Origin of the sequence: Hyphococcus sp., from assembly GCF_965267305.1 — a bacterium.
GTDB lineage: Bacteria > Pseudomonadota > Alphaproteobacteria > Caulobacterales > Parvularculaceae > Hyphococcus.
Window position 1 is genome coordinate 1,766,542 of record NZ_OZ253945.1, and the last position, 13,891, is coordinate 1,780,432.

Sequence of the window (13,891 nt, forward strand, 5' to 3'; positions counted from 1 at the left end):
CACTCTCAGGGTGCGTAGCTGTTGCAGCGCCAGAAGGCGTAGTTGCGTACGCGCGGGCAGCGGCTCACCTTGGTGATCCACAAGTCGAAGATGCGCGGATCGTAAAGACAGGCGAGATAACCGGCCGCGTGAATGACAAGCGCCGCCAGCAGCGACCAGCCCGACCGGGTAATCAGGAATATCTCCGTCGTCACCACAAGGTTGATGACGAAGAAACTATAAGTGACGCCTGCAAACATCTGCGGCTGGGTCAGCGCGCGAAAGACTGGCGCTGTGTGAAGCGTTTCCATGGCTCACCCTCCCGCCGCCGCGCGAATGCCGGCGACAATGGAGGTCGCGCCGAAGAGAATGAAGCAACCGACGACTACGGTGATGCCGTAGCGCCAGTTGAGACGGCCCGTCAGCATCATGAAACCGACGGCGGCGACGGCTATGACGGCGGCCGTGGTCGCCACATTTCCGAGGAGACTCCCCTGCAGCCAATCAAGCGCGGCGACAATGGGGCCGGAGCCTTGCGGATCGCTGACCGTGGTTTGCGCTGTAGACGGCGACGATAAAATCGTCAATGCGCCTGTCGCCGCCCAGCCTGTCTTCAGATGCCTCATGCGCGCCCCGTAAAATTTAACGGCATTTTATTCAGATGCCGCATCAATTTCCGGTATATTCAATTCACACTTAAAATCGATTTAAGCGCACAATTGCAATTGTCCGGCGGCGCGCGATGCAAGGTCGTCTTGCTGATAAGTAATGAAGTGCGCTGAATAAAATCCAGACAATTGATGCAAAATTTGAATTAGCGCGTCAGACGATCAAGCGGAGCGCAGATCAGGCTATCAGCGCCTGTCTCTAGGACGCGAGCGACGTTGAGGCGATTTCCGGACCGTATTCGTTAATCGTTGTGCGGCGCATGTCGCGTTTGTATTTCTGATCCTCAAACGCGGTTGCGCGGTGCAAGGTGCAGCGATTGTCCCAGATGACGAGATCGCCATCCTGCCATTTATGGGCATAGATGAAATGCGGCTGCGCTGCGAATGCGTTGAGTTCGTCGATCAACGCCAGACCTTCTTCCGGGTCCATGCCGACGATATTGGCGGCGTGGGCTCCCAGATAGATCGCCTTGCGGCCGCTCGCCGATGGGCGTACGACCGGATGACGCGCCGGCGGCATCGCATTTTTCATTTCGTCGGTCACGGTCGTGAAGCCGCCGCGAGCGCGCGAATGCCAGATATTGTGTTCGGCGACGAGGCCGTCGATTTTCCGCTTCATCTCGTCCGGCAAGGCGTCATAAACCTCTCTCGTGTCGATGAACTGCGTATCGCCGCCTTCGGGCGGCACCACATGCGCAAGCAAGAGCGACCATTTCGTCGGCAGGGAGTTGAACGTGCTGTCGGCGTGAAAGAGTTCATTGCCTTTCGAATATTTATGGCGCGGCGTATCCTTGATGACGATATTGCCGTCCACATCGAGATTGGACGCGTCGTAAAGGCCGTAGCCGATCCGCGGCTTGAAGCCGGTTTTGATTTTCATATCGGGCGGCAATTCGAGAGGGCCGAAGGCGCGGCTGAAGGCGATATGCTGATCGTCCGTGGCGCGCGAGCCGCGAATGCAGATGACGGCGTGTTCGGCCATCAGATCTTCCACTGTCCTGACAGTCTCCTCATCGGGCGTGCGGGATAGATCGATCCCCGTGACGATGGCCCCGCAAAGAGGATGAGGTTTTTCGACTTGCACTTTCATTTCATCACTCTCCGTCAGTTCACGCCCTTGGGCCTCAGCCCGCCGGTGGTCACACGCTCCATATAGCGATATTTTCCCTGATAGTCAGCGATGGCGCTGTGATGCGCCGCCCAGTTATCCCAAATGAGCACGGTTCCCTTCTCCCAGCGCACGCGGCCGGTGAACGCCATGGAGGAGATGTGATTATTGAAAAACTCGAGAATGAGGCGGCTTTCCTTGTCGGAAAACCCTTTCAACTGGCGCGTGTAAACCGGGTTGAGGAACAGGTGCTTCAGCCCGGTGCGCGGGTGAACGCATACGATGGGATGTTCGACGCTGCGGTCGCCCTCTTCGGTTTTCATCTCCTTCATCATGACGCGCTTCTGGTCCGCGCCTTTGCCGAAAAGCACGCTGGCGTTGTTCACGCCGATCAGCGTTTCCGCAAAAGCCTGCATGGGCGGCGACAGCGTTTCATAGGCAAGATAGAGATTTGCGAAGGCGGTGTCGCCGCCATAGTCGGGCACATCGATCGCATGCATGGTGACGGAAGTCGGCGGCGTGTCCATGAAGGTCGAGTCATTGTGAAAGCCTTCGCCGACGACGAGGCGTGTATCGTCGGGCTTTCTCTCGACAATCTGCACGTCGGGGTAGCCGTCAACGCTGAAAATATGCGGGATCTTCTGCAAAGGTCCGAAACGCTGGGCGAAAGCGAGGTGATTCTCCCGGGAGAAATCCTTCTGGCCGCGGAAATAGACGACGAGATTTTCCGCAAACGCCCTTTCGACCTCGCTCCAGATTTCATCGGGTAACGGTTTCGTCAGATCGGCCCCGCGAATTTCCGCGGCGACAGCGCCGTTCTGCGGCAGCACCTCGATATGTCGGTAGCCTGCGCTCCGGTCATAGTCGCGCCAGCTTTTCTGATTTGTGTTTTTCATCTCACCGGCCTTGCACTGCAATACTGTTATCACCTTCGCGGTCAGAATAGACCGCATGGGCTCTTGCATTCAAACTTGCTTTGCGAAAGGATTTGCTCCTTCGCCTCGCCGTCATGTTAGCCGAACCAGCGCCCCGACAAATACAACATGTAAGGAAATCACCCTTACCCGTGGAGGAAATCATGGCGGAGGAAACGACCGTCGAGCCGTACAAGCCGCTTTATCGCAACTACGTTCTGTTTGTCCTGTTTCTCGGCTATGTCGTTAACGCGCTGGACCGCTCGATCCTCAACATTCTCCTTCCGGCCATTCAGGAAGAGTTTTCGTTAAGCTATACGGAACTCGGCTTTTTAGGCGGGATCGCCTTCGCCCTGTTTTATGCGACCTGCGGCATTCCCATTGCGAGCCTCGCCGACCGGACCAGCCGCAAGTGGATCCTCGCTAGCTCCATCGCCTTTTGGAGCGTTATGACGGCGCTGTGCGGCTTCGCCCGCAATTTCCCCATGCTGCTCGCGGCGCGCATCGGCACCGCCATCGGCGAAGCGGGCGGCTCGCCTCCGTCCCACTCGCTTATTTCCGATTACTTCTCTCTCAAAAAGCGCGGCACAGCCCTGTCGATCTACGCGCTTGGCGTGCCGCTCGGCGGCATGCTGGGACTTTATCTTGGCGGGCACGGCAATGATTGGTGGGGCTGGCGCACGACCTTCATTGTCGCCGGCCTGCCCGGCATTGCGGTCGCCCTGCTTGTGGCGCTGACGGTGAAAGAACCGAAAAGAGAAAACAAAGGCGCCGGCAAGGTGCACAACCCATTTTCGGCGTTCAGCCTGGTGGCGAAACGTCCCGCTTTTCTTCATATGTGTCTCGCGGCCGCGATGCATGCGCTCGTCTGGTACGGCGCCGGCAATTTCAACGCCGTCTTTCTCGTTCAAAACCACGCCATGACGACAAGCCAGGTCGGCACCTATTTCGCCTCTTTCGCGCTGGTCGGCGCCTTTGGCACATTCTTCGGCGGGTTTCTGTCGGACCGGCTGTCGCAGAAATATAATGACGAACGGTTTTACATGCTGGTGCCTGGAGCATCGGTTATCATTGGCGTGCCGTTTCAGTTCGTCTGCTATCTCCATCCCAATGTGGATTTTGTCATGGCGGGCTTCGCCATCAACGCATTCTTCGCCTCGGTTTTCTTCGGACCGTCCTTCGCCATGGCGCAGGCGCTGGTGCCCGCCAGCAACCGCGCCCTCGCCGCCTCACTCCTGCTCTTCATCCAGACCATGATCGGGCTCGGCCTCGGCCCGCTGATCGCCGGCATGATTTCGGACATTCTAGTGCCAACGTTCAATGAGAACGCCTTGCGCTACGCATTGGTGACGATCGCCCTCTTCAACATCTGGTCCGGCGTTCATTATTATCTCGCCTCACGCACGGTGCGGCGGGACATTGAATCCGCTAAAGCCGAATCATGACGGAAAAGCGATTGCGCCTTCTCGTGACGCGTCGCTGGCCGGAGGCTGCAGAAAGCTATCTCGCGGAACGTTACGATGCCGTGTTCAATAGCAACGATGGTCCCATGACGCAGGAAGCCTTGTCTCAGGCTTTTGACGCCTATGACGTCATCTGCCCAACCGTCTCCGATAAAATCGACGCCGCTATCATAGGAACAGCGCCACAACGCACGCGCCTCCTCGCCAATTTCGGCGTAGGCTATGACCATATTGATCTTGCAGCCTGTAAGACGGCTGGCGTAGCGGTGACCAACACGCCGGGCGTATTGACCGACGCCACGGCCGATCTCGCCATGACGCTGATGCTGATGGCGGCGCGCCGCGCCGGCGAAGGCGAACGCGAACTGCGCGCGGGAAACTGGACCGGCTGGCGGCCGACGCATCTGACGGGCCGCCAGCTTTCCGGCAAGGTGCTGGGGCTTGTGGGTTTTGGCCGCATCGCCCAAGCCGTCGCAAAGCGCGCGCATCACGGTTTCGGCATGGACATTCTTTATTACTCACGCAGCGTGGCGCAGGAGGCCGTTGAAAAAGACCTAAGCGCAAAACGCGTGAACAGCCTTGAAGCTCTTTTGGAGCAAAGCGATGTAGTTTCACTGCATGTGCCGGGCGGCGCCGAAACGCAGAATATGATCGGCGCCGAACAAATCGCCGCCATGAAACGAAGCGCCATTCTCATCAATACGGCGCGCGGCGGCGTCATCGATCATGACGCGCTGGCGCTGGCGCTGAAATCAGGCGTAATCGCCACGGCGGGGCTCGATGTTTATCCCGCCGAACCGAAAATTCCTGCAGAGTTGTTGGAAATGGAGAATATCGTTCTCCTGCCGCATCTCGGCAGCGCGACAGTCGAAACCCGTGAAGCCATGGGGATGCGCGCGGCGAAAAACGTAGACGCCTTTGCGGCGGGCGCGCCCCTTCCCGACCGTGTCGTCTGATAATGACCGGCGCCAGGATCGACGGATTGATCGCGCGCGAGCGGCTTCCCGCTTCTTACAAAACAATTGTGGAGCATCATTGGCGTCCCCTCGCCGCTAAGATCGCGCGATGGCGGCAAGACAAGGACGGGCCGATTGTCATCGGCGTCAACGGCGCGCAGGGCAGCGGCAAGACCACGCTTTGCGTCTTCTTGTCCCAAGCGTTGCTTCCGGAAATCGGGCTAAAAGCCGCCGTGATATCGCTGGACGATTTTTATCTGCCAAAAACAGACCGCATTGCGCTGGCCGAGAAAATCCATCCGCTCCTGAGGACGCGCGGCGTTCCCGGGACCCATGACGCCGCCATGTTGGGCGTTGTCATCGATAAACTACGCGCGAGTGAAAGCGCCGCCGCCCCCATATTCGACAAGGGCGCCGACGATCGCAGTCTGAATATGAGGCACATTGACGGTCCTTTAGACGTCATTCTTTTCGAAGGCTGGTGCGTGGGCGCCGTTGCGCAGGAAGATGCGGCGCTTATAGAGCCCGTCAATGCGCTGGAATCCGATGAAGACAAAGAATGCGCCTGGCGCCGATATGTGAATGAGCGTCTGAAGACAGATTACAAAGATCTCTTCGCGCGCATCGACAAGCTGATCATGCTGCGCGTCGACGGGATGGAAACGGTTTTCGAAAACCGTCTGCTGCAGGAAAGAAAGCTGCGTGCCGCGAGGCCCGATGCGCCTGACCTTCTAAGCGACGAAGGCGTGGCGCGGTTTATCCAGCATTACGAACGGCTAACGCGCCATTGCCTTGAGACCCTGCCCGATCGCGCCGACATCGTGATCGATGTTGCGACACTTTAGTAGCCCGCCTCTCAGTATCGGAACTAGTCCAAAGAAAAACGCCGGCGTTTCCGCCGGCGCTTTCGCAGTTCTTTCTGGAGCAGAGTCTAAAGCTTGCCGCGCCAGCCGTCATTGCCGGCGTAGGATGTGCGGGCGACTTCCGCATAAGGCACGGGGCTGACGATGGCGCTAATCGCATATTGCGAATGCGATTCGACCGTCGGCTTTTTCGAACCGCCATTCTCCTCGCCCCAGATGAAGGTGACCTTCTGGCCGGGTTTGGCGTAGTCCGCATCGAGCACGGCGAGGGTGAGCATCTTGCGCTCGTTCGACGAATACCCAACCCAGGTCGAGACGCCTGCGAGATTGTCGCCAACCATGACTCGGTCGAACGGATGCATGGAGTAGACCGCAGACGGAAACTCCATGAACTTCGCGCGGTCTTCTTTGTCGAATTGCGAGCCGATGCAACGCAGGACATCTTCAGTGTCAAGCGCGAGGGTGACTTTGACCCGATGCTTGTCATCCTGCTTTTCTTTCAGCGCAGCAGCGCCGATGAAGTCGTGGTCATGCTTCACGAAGCCGCCGTAAGAAAGATCCCAAGGCGTGAAGTAGTAGTCTTCAATCTTGTCCGAATAGAAGCTGCCGCCGATGGAGGCGTTCGCCTCATAGCTCGTTCCCGGCAGCCACTGGCGATAGTCTTTAAGGCTGTCGCCCGAATAGACGGCGGGCAGCGGAGACGGAATCCATCCCGATTCAAGCGTATTCGACGAATAGGCGCGGCCGCCCACAAGCTTGAGGCCGAATTCTTCGCCGGCTTTGACGAGCGCGGCGTGAACCGCTTCGCCGTCGTCCCAGGGGCCGTAAAGCTCGAAGCCCGGCTGGCCGGCCATGCCGTGACGCAGCGCGCCGACCGCTTTGCCGGCGATCTTCAGCGTCGTCATGTTGAAGAATTTCAAATCCGGCGGGGTTTCGCCAAGGGCCTTTTCCATCAGCTTCATCGCGTTGGGGCCCTGGATCTGATAACGATAGGCCTTGCGCCGCGACTTGTCCTTGCGCATGGCGGTGCGCTCGTCGAGCTCTACCTTCACATCCCACTTGCCGCTTTCGGCGTGGAACATGATCCAGTTGAGGGTCGGGATGCGGCCCACAAGGTTGAACTTCTTTTCAGCAAGGTAGAACAGAATGACGTCGCCGATGACATATCCGTCGGGCGTCACCGGCACGAATTGTTTCGCCTTGTTGACGGTGAAATTCTTGAAGCTGTTGATGCCGAGATAATTCAGGAAATCGAATGCGCCAGGCCCTTCGACCGCAAGGTCCGCCATGTGATAGGACTGGTTGAAAAGCACGCAGCTTTCCTGCCATGCGCGTTGTTCGTCACGCCAGTTGGTGTATTCCGGAGGCACGCCTGGATAGACGTTGGGACCGGCTTGCGAATGGCGGAGCATGTTGACCGGCCCGCCCGCCGCTTTCATGGCCTCTTCAAGATTTTTCGACGTCATGGACTACTGCTCCCTTGAGTTTCGACTATTGTCAGTTTTGCCTGTGCTATAGGCGATGAAGACCGGAAATACTTTCCGGCGCGCGCTTCCATAAGCAATGAAAAGCGAAACCTGTTATCTGCGCTAACATGTTGAACTGCATGAATTTCTCGTGCCCGAGAATATTCGGCGTTGCGGCAGCGCAACACTGCAGGCGTGTCGTTGCGTCATGCATCGGCGCACTCTTTTTTCATGGTGTCTTTCAGCTCTTCAAGGCGCTTTCTGCTGGTCTCGTTTTCGGGCGTGTACAAAACCATGCGTTGACCAAGCACGCCCTCGATCGCGTAAGACGTATGATGAAAATCAATGCGTCCGACGCCTTCAAACTTAACAGAGTGCGACGCCTCGAAACTGTCGGTGATTTCCGTGCCCTGCCAGTACTGATCAAAGGCTGGGCATTGCGCGCGCATCTCCGAGATGAGTTTGTCGAAATAGGCCTGATCTTTGGAACGGCTGTAATCCCAGCGCAGCTTCGCCGTGAGCCGTTTCACCATCTTGTTGAATTCGTCAGCATCTTCCTGATAGCGCTTGGACAGAAGCAGGACGCGCAGCATGTTGCGCTCCTCCGCCGGGACGGCGCCGTAATCGCGGAAGATATGCGCATAAAGGTCGTTCCATCCGATAACGGACCAGTTTTCGTTGATGACAATCGCCGGCACGCCTACCGTGTCGAGGGCGAGCCGCACGCCGGGATTGAGCTTCTCATGAACGTAAGGAACGAGCGGCGGCGGGCGGCCCTGGGCCAGATGAAACAGGAATGCACGCTCCTTCTCATCCAGCCGCAAAACGACGCTCAGATTGTCGAGCACTTCTGAAGAAGGCCGGATATCACGGCCCTGTTCGAACCATGTGTACCAGGTGAGGCTTATGCCAGCGAGCGTCGCCACTTCTTCGCGCCTCAAGCCCGGCGTTCGCCGCCGGCCCGTAGCCGCGATTCCGAAGTCCGCCGGGCTGAGCCGGTGGCGGGCGTTTCGCAAAAAACGCGCGAGTTCATTCCGATTCTGCTGCATAGTTTATCGTATTACCGATAATAGTAGTCCTCGACCAGACTGAATTGGGATTCATATTGCGACCAAGGGCGAAGTCACCGCCAATCGAAGGAAAACTCCATGAGCGAAAAAGTCATCATCACCTGCGCCCTGACCGGCTCCTCCCCCCTGCCGGATCACCCGAATTTCCCGGTGACGCCCCAACAGATCGCCGAGGCGGGGATCGCCGCCGCCGAGGCCGGCGCCTCAATCCTGCATATCCATGTGCGCAATCCGGAAACCGGGGGCATCTCCACCGAGCTTGAGCATTATCGCGAAGTCGCTTCGCTGATCCGCGAGAAAAACAATGAAGTGATCTTCAACATCACCACAGGGCCAGGCTGCACCTGGATGCAAAGCGATGAAGACCCTTCGCTTCCGGCGCCGCCAGAAAAAGGAACGCTGATGTTCACCGCGGAAAAGCGGCTCGAACATGTGCTCGATCTGAAACCCGACATGTGCACCCTCGACATTTGCACCATGCAGCTTTGGGGCGGCGTCGCGATCAATCTCGATCCGATGATCACGCGCATGGGGCATATGATTCAGGATGCGGGCGTCATGCCCGAGATCGAATGTTTTGAAGCGGGCGACTTCGTGTTCGCAGACGATCTGATGGAAAAAGGCGCAATCCCGAAAAACGCGCCCTTCTCGTTCGTGCTCGGCACCAAATATGGCCTGCCGGCGACGACGGAAGCCATGATGTATTCGAAAAACCAGATCCCGCGCGGCGCCGTCTGGACCGGGTTCGGCGTCAGCCGGCACTCCTTCCCCATGGCGGCGCAGGCGGTGCTGCTCGGCGGCAATATGCGCGTCGGTTTCGAAGACACGATTTACTTGCGCCGGGGACGCAAGGCGGATTCGAACGCCGATCTCGTGCAATGGGGCGTCGAGCTGGTCGAAAAACTCGGCCGCGACGTGGCTAGCGCCGGAGAAGCGCGCAAGATGCTCGGCCTCGCAGAGTAGAACGGTCAAGGAGACGCATGTGACGGACGTTAAGGGCAAGGTTGCTTTCATCACGGGCGGCGGATCCGGCGTCGGGCTCGGTCAGGCCGAAGTCTTCGGCAAGGCCGGCTGCAAGATCGCCATCGCCGACATTCGCAAGGACCACCTCGAAAGCGCCGTCGCCGCGCTCGCTGAAAAAGGCGTCGAGGCGATGCCTGTCCATCTCGACATCACCGATCCGGACGCCTACGCCCGCGCTGGCGATGAGGTCGAGGCGCAACTCGGACCTGTCCAGCTTCTCTTCAATACAGCCGGCGTTTCGATCTTCGGGCCGCTGCAGCAGGCGACGCTTGACGACTGGAAGTGGCAGCTTGACGTCAACCTCATGGGCGTCATCAATGGCGTGCAGACATTCCTGCCGCGCATGCTCGACCGCGGCGATGACTGTCACATCACCAACACCGCCTCCATGTCGGCTTTTGTCGCGCTGCCCGGCACCGGCATTTACTGCACCGCAAAAATGGCGATCCGCGGCTATTCGGAATGTCTTGCGATGGACCTGAAAGACACGCAAGTCCGTGTCTCCATGCTCTGCCCGGGCGCCGTCGACACCAATATTCACGAGGCGGTGCTGACCCGTCCGGCGCATCTGCAAAAGACCGGTTATTACGGCGCAGATCCGAATGTGATGGCGCACCTCAAAAAGGTCATTGAAGTCGGCATGAAACCGTCGCGCCTCGCCGAATATGTGCTGAAGGGCGTTGAAAAGAACGACCTTTACATTCTTCCCTATCCGGAATTCCGGCAAACGCTGGAGGATATTCACGCCCGCGTCATGGCGGCGCTTGCAAAACCCGAAGACGACCCGGAATATGAAAAGCGTATCGCCCATGGCGTGCCCGGCGGTAAAAAGAAATAGAGCAAGAGGAGACGTCAGATGAGCAGCGTAGCCGACACTTCAAAAACAGCGGCGCAGGCCGGCGAGTTCAAGATCGTCAACGTCCCCGAGCCGTTCAAAGACGTCATCAAACGCTGCGGGATCGAAGGCACATATGTGGGCGCCAATGATGTGGAGAGCCCATGGGTGCCATTCGGCGAGAATGCGGCGATCCGTTATCTTGCTTTCGACGTCAGAAACAATTGGGTCGGCAATATTCTCTGGGTCAAAACGCCGGGTGTTGTCGGCACGCACAAACATCGCGGCCAGGTGTTGATGCTTTGTCTTGAAGGCTCGTTCCGCTATCTCGAATATGACTGGGTGGCGAAACCCGGCGCCTTTATTCACGAAATGCCCGGCGAAGCGCACACGCTCGTCACGGATGACCCGAACGGCGTCAAGCTCTTTGGCTGGATGCAGGGCGCCAATGAATTTTACGACGAAGAAGGCAATCTCATCGACACAGTCGATGTGTGGTGGTTCCTCGATCACTATGAAAGCTATTGCGAGGAGCAGGGCATTCCCGTCAACAAACAGCTTTACCTTTAAGCGCGGCGGCAAGGAGCAAATTATGAGCAACATTGGCGCGCTGTCAAAGACCAAAGAGAATTACAAAATCATCGACGTGCCCGAGAAGCACAAAAAGGTTCTCGACCGGCATCTCGTCCCCGGCGGGTTCGTCGGCCATGAAGAGGTGGATAGTCCATGGGTGCCGTTCGGCGATAACGCCGCCATCCGCCACCTCGCTTTCGATGTGCGCCAGAATTGGTACGGCAACATTCTGTGGATCAAATCGCCGGGCGTCATCGGCACGCACAAGCATCGCGGTCAGGTCATCATGATGTGCCTTGAAGGCAGTGTGCGTTATCTCGAATATGACTGGGTGGCGAAGCCTGGCGATTTCATTTCAGAAGCGCCGGGGCAAGCTCACACGCTCGTCACCGACCACCCGCAAGGCGTGAAGCTCTTCGGCTGGATGCAAGGCGCCAACGAGTTTTACGACGACAACGGCAACTTCATCGAAACACTTGATGTGTGGTGGTTCATCAACCACTACGAGACCTATTGCCGGGAAAACAACCTGCCCATCAACAAACAGCTTTACCGCTAGACGGTTTGGAAACGCCGGCCAGAAGGCCGGCGTTTTTCTTTTGCCTAATACCCGACCGTGAATCGCTCGCCCTGATGTTTTGGCGATTCTACTTCGTCAATCATCGCCACCGCATAGTCTTCATAGCTGATGCGGCTGTTTCCTTCCGCATCCTTTAGAACTTCGTCCTTGCCAAGACGGAACTTTCCGGTGCGCTCACCCGGACCGATCATGATCGATGGCGAGAGAAACGACCAATCGGACGTCTTCGAGCTATTAAGTTTGTTCAGTGCCTGACGGGCGGGCTCGGCTTCGATCTTGATCTCTTCGGGAAAGCCGGGCGTGTCGATCAGCGCCGGCCCGCCGGGCGCGGCGTTCAAGGATGCTGCGCCGCCAACGATCAGCAGCCGGGGCGCATCGGAGGCGCGAAAGGCCGCGATCGCCTTGTCAAAATCAAATCCATTGAACCGCAGCGAATAGATGACGGCGTCATGACCGTTGAGCGCTTTTTCGGCGCCGTCGCTCGTCACATCTGCTTTCACAAACTTCGCAGCATCTGGAATATCGCCCGCTTTGCGGGCGATCGCCGTGACCTCATGACCGCGCGACAAGGCTTCAGCGCACAAACGCTGACCGACATTTCCGGTGGCGCCGACAATAGCAATTTTCATATGAGCCTCCCTGTCTCCTGTTCTTCTTCCTTAAAGATATCTGCGGCGGGCGCATCGGCGCGACCCGATGTGAAGCTGCATCTGTGACGAATGGCAGTCAGCCGACATGTGCGCCTGCGCCGACGCCCTTTCTCCCGCTTCCCGCTTGGAGCTATTCCTATGCGGAATTTGACGAAAACAGCGCCGGTTTGCGAAGCGCGGAACTGGCAAAGCTTTCGGGTTCAACTATACTTTCGCGTCGGCGGATAAGCTGCTTTCTCACTGCCGGAGCCAAGCGGGGGCGCGGGGTTTCGGCGGAATGAGCGCCCGCCGGCGCTAAAACCAAGACGCTCCAAACGGGGGCGCTCATGTAAACTGGTCAGCTTCGGGAAGGGAATAAGGATGGATATCACAGCAGGCGGCGCCAGCGCGCCAGATAAGGCGCCGAACGCCCCCGCCGCCAGTGCGAGTGACTATCCGCCGCCCCGCGAGGCCTGGTACTGCGTTTCCATCCTCGCTCTTGCGGTGATGGTGAACTTTCTCGACCGAGGGATTCTCAATCTCCTGATCGAACCCATCAAAGCCGATCTCGGCCTTTCGGACACGCAGATCAGCCTCATCGTTGGGGCCGCTTTTACGATTTTCTACGCCATTTTTGGCTGGCCGGTGGCGGTGATGGTCGACCGCTTGAGCCGCAAACACATGATGGCGGCCGGCATCGCCATTTTCGGGCTGATGACGACCTTGTCCGGCCTTGCGTCGAATTTCTGGCACCTCTTCCTCGCGCGCGTCGGCATCGGCGTCGGGGAAACGACCAGCGGTCCTTCCGCTTATTCGTTGCTGTCCGATTATTTTCCGCCCGAAAAACTGCCTCGCGCCATTGCGGTGATGAATCTCGGCTTTGTCGCCGGCGTCGGTTTCTCCATGATTATCGGAGGCGTGATCATCAGCTTTGTCGGCACGAGCGGCGGTTACGATCTGCCGCTCGGCATCCATCTGCGCGGGTGGCAGGTCGTCCTGATCCTTGTTGGCATTCCAGGCTTTATCGTGTCGGGCCTGATGCTGACCGTGAAGGAGCCGAAACGCCGCGGGGTTGTCGAGAAAAAATCCCGCCCGATCGGGGAAGTCTTCGGCTTTGTTGGGCATCACTGGAAAGTCTACATCCCGCTTTTCGCCGGTCTCGCGCTGCGCTCAGTGCAGATGTTCGGTTTGCAGACATGGGGCGCGCCGTTCTACGCCCGCACTTACGGCTGGTCAGGCGTGCAATACGCTTATGTGGCCGGCATCAGTCTTATGATTGCCATGCCCATCGGCCTTTTCGTGGGCAGCTGGCTCGCAGAACGCTGGTGGAAGAAAAACATCTATGATGCGAATATTCGCGTCACCGTGATCTCGACTGCGGTCGCCGTGCCGCTGGCGATCATGCAACCTCTGATGCCGAGCCCGTGGCTCGCCGCCTTCATCGGATTTTTCGCCGCGCTCTGGGGCGGCATGGCGGCGCCGGTCGAAAACGCGGCGCTGCAGAGCGTGACCCCCAACCATCTGCGCGGCCAGGTGACCTTCATGTTCCTATTCATCATGAACGTCATCGGCATGATGATGGGGCCGCTGGTCGTATCGACATTCACTGACGTCGTCTTTTCGGAAGAGAAGATCCGCTATTCGCTCTTCCTCACAGCTTTACTCATGGGCCCGCCGGCTGTTTTCATCTTTTGGGCCGGCATGAAGCCTTACGGACGCGCCATGGCGGCCGGCGGAGTGTTGCAACCGCCGCCCGCGAAATAG

The 13,891-nt window shown here is 58.1% G+C and carries 15 protein-coding genes; 8 read left to right on the plus strand and 7 right to left on the minus strand.

What is annotated here, in order from left to right:
* Positions 1-5: 5 nt before the first annotated feature.
* The 4 genes from ACQY5P_RS08350 to ACQY5P_RS08365 all read right to left on the minus strand — a co-directional run bounded on the left by ACQY5P_RS08350 (position 6) and on the right by ACQY5P_RS08365 (position 2,651).
* On the minus strand, positions 6-290 hold the full coding sequence (locus ACQY5P_RS08350; protein ID WP_428410282.1) for a type IV secretion system protein VirB3: 285 nt from the start codon (positions 288-290) through the stop codon (positions 6-8).
* Positions 291-293: 3 nt separating this feature from the next.
* Complete coding sequence (locus ACQY5P_RS08355) at positions 294-605, minus strand: TrbC/VirB2 family protein (RefSeq protein WP_428410283.1); 312 nt, start codon at positions 603-605, stop codon at positions 294-296.
* A 241-nt stretch (positions 606-846) separates the two neighbouring features.
* On the minus strand, positions 847-1,737 hold the full coding sequence (locus tag ACQY5P_RS08360; protein WP_428410284.1) for a TauD/TfdA dioxygenase family protein: 891 nt from the start codon (positions 1,735-1,737) through the stop codon (positions 847-849).
* A 14-nt stretch (positions 1,738-1,751) separates the two neighbouring features.
* Positions 1,752-2,651 carry a TauD/TfdA dioxygenase family protein gene (locus ACQY5P_RS08365; RefSeq protein ID WP_428410285.1) on the minus strand — a complete coding sequence of 300 codons (900 nt, stop codon included), beginning with the start codon at positions 2,649-2,651 and terminating at the stop codon, positions 1,752-1,754.
* 182 nt (positions 2,652-2,833) lie between these two features.
* Between ACQY5P_RS08365 and ACQY5P_RS08370 the strand changes: the two genes are divergently transcribed.
* The 3 genes from ACQY5P_RS08370 to ACQY5P_RS08380 are packed head-to-tail and all read left to right on the plus strand — an operon-like array spanning position 2,834 to position 5,933.
* Complete coding sequence (locus ACQY5P_RS08370; RefSeq protein WP_428410287.1) at positions 2,834-4,114, plus strand: spinster family MFS transporter; 1,281 nt, start codon at positions 2,834-2,836, stop codon at positions 4,112-4,114.
* Positions 4,111-5,088: a 2-hydroxyacid dehydrogenase gene (locus ACQY5P_RS08375; RefSeq protein WP_428410288.1), complete on the plus strand. Its 978-nt coding sequence runs from the start codon at positions 4,111-4,113 to the stop codon at positions 5,086-5,088. The genes ACQY5P_RS08370 and ACQY5P_RS08375 overlap by 4 nt, the downstream gene beginning before the upstream one ends.
* A gap of 2 nt (positions 5,089-5,090) precedes the next feature.
* Positions 5,091-5,933: a kinase gene (locus ACQY5P_RS08380; protein ID WP_428410289.1), complete on the plus strand. Its 843-nt coding sequence runs from the start codon at positions 5,091-5,093 to the stop codon at positions 5,931-5,933.
* An 86-nt stretch (positions 5,934-6,019) separates the two neighbouring features.
* Here ACQY5P_RS08380 and desA read toward each other — a convergent pair whose 3' ends face one another.
* Together desA and ACQY5P_RS08390 are read right to left on the minus strand one after the other, a co-directional pair.
* Positions 6,020-7,417 (minus strand): syringate O-demethylase, encoded by a 1,398-nt coding sequence (gene desA / locus ACQY5P_RS08385; RefSeq protein WP_428410290.1) that lies wholly within the window; start codon positions 7,415-7,417, stop codon positions 6,020-6,022.
* A 206-nt stretch (positions 7,418-7,623) separates the two neighbouring features.
* Complete coding sequence (locus tag ACQY5P_RS08390; RefSeq protein ID WP_428410291.1) at positions 7,624-8,466, minus strand: helix-turn-helix transcriptional regulator; 843 nt, start codon at positions 8,464-8,466, stop codon at positions 7,624-7,626.
* A gap of 99 nt (positions 8,467-8,565) precedes the next feature.
* Between ACQY5P_RS08390 and ACQY5P_RS08395 the strand changes: the two genes are divergently transcribed.
* From ACQY5P_RS08395 to ACQY5P_RS08410, 4 genes are read left to right on the plus strand one after another with little or no spacing between them, the layout of a single operon-like run.
* Positions 8,566-9,450, plus strand: coding sequence for a 3-keto-5-aminohexanoate cleavage protein (locus ACQY5P_RS08395; RefSeq protein ID WP_428410292.1), 885 nt, complete (start codon positions 8,566-8,568; stop codon positions 9,448-9,450).
* A 19-nt stretch (positions 9,451-9,469) separates the two neighbouring features.
* Positions 9,470-10,348: an SDR family NAD(P)-dependent oxidoreductase gene (locus tag ACQY5P_RS08400; RefSeq protein ID WP_428410293.1), complete on the plus strand. Its 879-nt coding sequence runs from the start codon at positions 9,470-9,472 to the stop codon at positions 10,346-10,348.
* A gap of 18 nt (positions 10,349-10,366) precedes the next feature.
* Positions 10,367-10,915: a 2,4'-dihydroxyacetophenone dioxygenase family protein gene (locus tag ACQY5P_RS08405; protein WP_428410294.1), complete on the plus strand. Its 549-nt coding sequence runs from the start codon at positions 10,367-10,369 to the stop codon at positions 10,913-10,915.
* A gap of 22 nt (positions 10,916-10,937) precedes the next feature.
* A complete protein-coding gene (locus ACQY5P_RS08410) occupies positions 10,938-11,477 on the plus strand; it encodes a 2,4'-dihydroxyacetophenone dioxygenase family protein (RefSeq protein ID WP_428410295.1) in 540 nt (179 codons plus the stop codon).
* A 44-nt stretch (positions 11,478-11,521) separates the two neighbouring features.
* On the opposite strand, the gene ACQY5P_RS08415 is transcribed toward ACQY5P_RS08410, so the two are convergent.
* Positions 11,522-12,127: an NAD(P)-dependent oxidoreductase gene (locus tag ACQY5P_RS08415; protein WP_428410296.1), complete on the minus strand. Its 606-nt coding sequence runs from the start codon at positions 12,125-12,127 to the stop codon at positions 11,522-11,524.
* A gap of 381 nt (positions 12,128-12,508) precedes the next feature.
* Here ACQY5P_RS08415 and ACQY5P_RS08420 point away from each other — a divergent pair, with 381 nt between their 5' ends.
* Entirely contained in the window at positions 12,509-13,891 is a 1,383-nt protein-coding gene (locus tag ACQY5P_RS08420) for an MFS transporter (protein WP_428410297.1), read from the plus strand.

Bases quoted from the DNA above. Each gene is read 5' to 3' on its own strand.
- ACQY5P_RS08350 (WP_428410282.1), bottom strand. From the start codon at position 290: ATGGAAACGCTTCACACAGCGCCAGTCTTTCGCGCGCTGACCCAGCCG.
- ACQY5P_RS08355 (WP_428410283.1), bottom strand. From the start codon at position 605: ATGAGGCATCTGAAGACAGGCTGGGCGGCGACAGGCGCATTGACGATT.
- ACQY5P_RS08360 (WP_428410284.1), bottom strand. From the start codon at position 1,737: ATGAAAGTGCAAGTCGAAAAACCTCATCCTCTTTGCGGGGCCATCGTC.
- ACQY5P_RS08365 (WP_428410285.1), bottom strand. From the start codon at position 2,651: ATGAAAAACACAAATCAGAAAAGCTGGCGCGACTATGACCGGAGCGCA.
- ACQY5P_RS08370 (WP_428410287.1), top strand. From the start codon at position 2,834: ATGGCGGAGGAAACGACCGTCGAGCCGTACAAGCCGCTTTATCGCAAC.
- ACQY5P_RS08375 (WP_428410288.1), top strand. From the start codon at position 4,111: ATGACGGAAAAGCGATTGCGCCTTCTCGTGACGCGTCGCTGGCCGGAG.
- ACQY5P_RS08380 (WP_428410289.1), top strand. From the start codon at position 5,091: ATGACCGGCGCCAGGATCGACGGATTGATCGCGCGCGAGCGGCTTCCC.
- desA (WP_428410290.1), bottom strand. From the start codon at position 7,417: ATGACGTCGAAAAATCTTGAAGAGGCCATGAAAGCGGCGGGCGGGCCG.
- ACQY5P_RS08390 (WP_428410291.1), bottom strand. From the start codon at position 8,466: ATGCAGCAGAATCGGAATGAACTCGCGCGTTTTTTGCGAAACGCCCGC.
- ACQY5P_RS08395 (WP_428410292.1), top strand. From the start codon at position 8,566: ATGAGCGAAAAAGTCATCATCACCTGCGCCCTGACCGGCTCCTCCCCC.
- ACQY5P_RS08405 (WP_428410294.1), top strand. From the start codon at position 10,367: ATGAGCAGCGTAGCCGACACTTCAAAAACAGCGGCGCAGGCCGGCGAG.
- ACQY5P_RS08410 (WP_428410295.1), top strand. From the start codon at position 10,938: ATGAGCAACATTGGCGCGCTGTCAAAGACCAAAGAGAATTACAAAATC.
- ACQY5P_RS08415 (WP_428410296.1), bottom strand. From the start codon at position 12,127: ATGAAAATTGCTATTGTCGGCGCCACCGGAAATGTCGGTCAGCGTTTG.
- ACQY5P_RS08420 (WP_428410297.1), top strand. From the start codon at position 12,509: ATGGATATCACAGCAGGCGGCGCCAGCGCGCCAGATAAGGCGCCGAAC.